Here is a 3,344-nt window from a genome sequence, read left to right as displayed (position 1 = left end):
GCGGCGCTATATCGTGCACGTTTACTTTTATTCATGTTGTCACCTAAATGGGTTATGAGTGAGATCATAACATTTCTTATTAGGTGGCCAAATTCACTATGCCACTACACATAGATATGAACTCCAGTGCGAAGAATGATGAATAAAGGAGACTTATTGAGGACAGTTGACCTCACAGATAGCAAAACACCGGAATGCTCCGGTGTTTATCTGAGTTAAATAAAGATTAAACCAGCGATTGCGTACTTGCTTGGTTTACTAAGTAACCCATATAGCCTAAGTAGCCAAGCAACAAAACAGCGCCTTCCCGGCGGCCGATACGTAAGCCTGTCCAAGCGAAGGGTAAAATGACGATGGCGAAGGCTAACATCACGATAAAATCGAGGGATTGAAAACCCAGAGCCGATACTGGGTGAACTATTGCGGTGACACCTAAAATACCTAAGATATTAAAAAGGTTAGAGCCTACGACATTACCGATAGCAATATCACTTTGCCCCTTTAGCGCGGCTAAAACCGAGGTGACCAACTCAGGCATACTGGTGCCAATTGCGACGATAGTTAAACCGATAATCACTTCACTAACACCGAAGGTTTTAGCGAGAGCGACGGCGCCATCCACAAATAAAATACCACCACCGACTAACATGCTAATGCCCACTAGAATAAATAAAATTGAGAACAGCGGGCTCTTAGGACCTTCTTCGATGATTTCACCATCTGCATCCTTAGTGTTTTTTGAGCTGATGTAACTAAACACTAAATAACTCACTAACAGTGAAAGCAGCACAACGCCGTCAACTAGGCTCAGTTCACCGTCTAGCAATAAACCCCAAAACAGCATAGAAGCTAAGATCATCAAAGGGATATCACGTCTTACTATCTGGGATTGTACCTGAATTGGACGGATAAGCGCGGTAATCGCTAAAATCAAACCAATGTTTGCAATGTTTGACCCAATCACATTACCCAGGGCGATGCCACTGTTACCCGCCAGAGCGGATTTAACACTGACCGCTAATTCTGGTGCACTGGTACCAAAAGCCACGATAGTTAAGCCGATAATTAACGGAGTAATACCTAAACGCAGGGCAATTGAACTCGCGCCGCGCACTAGGGCTTCTGCGCCTAAGGTTAAAATAATAAAACCGCCGATAATTGAAAGTGCAATGAGCATTTTTAGACTCTGTTAAATCTTGATTAAGTGAATTGAATTTAGGTGCGCGCACCCTAAACCGACAGGCACTCATGATACGTGGTTTTAAAACAGTTTGACAGAATATGTCATAAAAAAGCACGCCTTATGACGTGCTTTGATTTAGTGATATAGCAAAATTTGTTATCTCACTGTTTTATAGCATTTATTTTGTTGGAAGCTCATCTTCCCAACATATTGTAGCGCCCCGAATTCCATCGACACGTTCGCTAAAGGCTTTTTCTAGCACATGGCGTTTAATTTTTAGGGTTGGAGTGAGTACATCATTTTCAATCGACCAAGGTTCGCTGACGACCACAATCGCATCCACATGTTCATGGGACTCTAAGTGTGGATTAACGCTATCCAGTGTTGCTTTCAGTGAGGTTCTTACTTCCTCACGGGCTTGTAGGCTTGCGCCTTCGGATAATTGCACTAGTGCTATGGGATGCGGCAAACCAGAGCCAATAACGCAAATAAGCTCCACGTGGGGATCCTGAGCTAACTTACGTTCAATCGGGACGGGCGCGACATATTTGCCCTTGGCGGTTTTAAAATTATCTTTAACACGGCCTGTAATAGTCACACAGCCATCGGCATCTATGGCGCATAAATCGCCAGTGCGGAAGAAACCGTCGGTATCGAAGGCCGCTGCGGTAGCTTCGGGTTGTAAATAATAGGCAGTCATTAGACCTGGGCTTTTGATCAGTAACTCGCCATCGTCCCCTTGGCGTATCAAGCAATCCTCTATTGGACGGCCAACGGTGCCAATTTTACGGGCATCAAAGGGGTAATTGATAATGGAATAAGCGCAGTTTTCCGTCATCCCCCAAGCTTCACAAATATTGAGGCCAATACTGTGATACCAGTGGATCAATGATGGTGGAATGGGCGCAGAACCCGAGCCGAGCAAGCGACAATGGTTTAAACCTAATCCCTTGTGAATTTTGTATTTTACAAAACTGCTAAGCAGCGGAATTTTGAGCAATAGATTGAGTTTACTCAGGCCAATTTTATCTATGATATTTTTCTGGAATAGGCTCCATAAACGTGGAACGGAGAAAAATACCGTAGGTTTTGCCCGCTGCACATCGGCGACAAAGGAATCGAGGCTTTCTACGAAGGCGACTGTACTGCCTGAATAAAAGGATGAGCCTTCAATCGCAACACGTTCCGTGATGTGTGCTAATGGCAGATAGGATAAGAGCCTATCGTCACCGTCGGTGCGTAAGTCGCGCACGACGGCCTTACAGGTCCAGCCGTAGCTGGCAAAGGTTTGAATGGCGCCTTTAGGTTGCCCTGTCGAACCCGAGGTGTAGATCAGTGTCATGAACTGATCTAGCTTTGGCAGCGGTGTTTCAATTAAAGGATGGCCAAGATTTAGCAATTGTTCCCACTGATATTGCGCAGGCATAGTGTCGTAGGGCATTGCAAGGCGTAGTAATTCACCGCCAACTCCGGCTTCTTGATCGGCCCAGTGATCGAGCTTACCGACAAAAATCGCTTTAGCTCCACTGTGTTGCAGCACATAACGAATGGTATCAGTGTTGGCTGTGGGATAAATAGGTACGCTGATATAACCGCCATGCATCAAGGCGAGATCTGTGATAAACCATTCGGCGCAGTTTTTAGATAAGACGGCAATTTTATCGCCGGGCTCAAACCCTAAGTGACGTAGGGCGCCAGCTAATTGGTGAACTTTTTCTTGGACCTCACTCCAAGTAAAATCAAGATATTGTCCCTTGATTGGTTGGCGCAAATAGACTTCATCCCCACGAGTCTTAGCCCAGTGTGCCAGCATTTCGATTGGTGTTTTAATTGCAGTATCCATAGGCAATTCCCTGTTCTTTATTGTTATTTTAACCCCATCACGATAGGTATCAGTATGGCGAGTTTTGTGATGCTGCGCAAATAGTTTGCAAGATTGCAAAATTCTGAAATGGAGTATCAAGCCTATAAGTGAGTGTGAAATAAAGATGAAGCAGGGCAGAGGTCAGAGCTGAGGAGGTGGCCAAAATAGCAACAAAAAAGGCGCCTAAGCCTGTCTCTTGATCACATCTCGTGCTCAAGAGATAGAGCCAATTCGTAGCCTTCAAGGATGGTTTGCAGTTTGAACCATCCTTCCCATAACCGCTCCCAACCTACTACA

General features: G+C 45.1%; 2 protein-coding genes. Both read right to left on the bottom strand.

Features of this window, described 5'->3' with window-relative positions:
- Window positions 1–226: 226 nt before the first annotated feature.
- Window positions 227–1,177, bottom strand: a complete 951-nt coding sequence (locus L2744_RS21205; protein ID WP_248993738.1) for a calcium/sodium antiporter — start codon at window positions 1,175–1,177, stop codon at window positions 227–229.
- 184 nt (window positions 1,178–1,361) lie between these two features.
- Window positions 1,362–3,026 carry an AMP-binding protein gene (locus tag L2744_RS21200; RefSeq protein WP_248993737.1) on the bottom strand — a complete coding sequence of 555 codons (1,665 nt, stop codon included), beginning with the start codon at window positions 3,024–3,026 and terminating at the stop codon, window positions 1,362–1,364.
- Window positions 3,027–3,344: the final 318 nt, after the last annotated feature.

Source organism: Shewanella profunda (assembly GCF_023283765.1).
Classification (GTDB): Bacteria; Pseudomonadota; Gammaproteobacteria; order Enterobacterales; family Shewanellaceae; genus Shewanella; species Shewanella profunda.
This window is presented reverse-complemented; position numbering and strand designations above follow the sequence as displayed.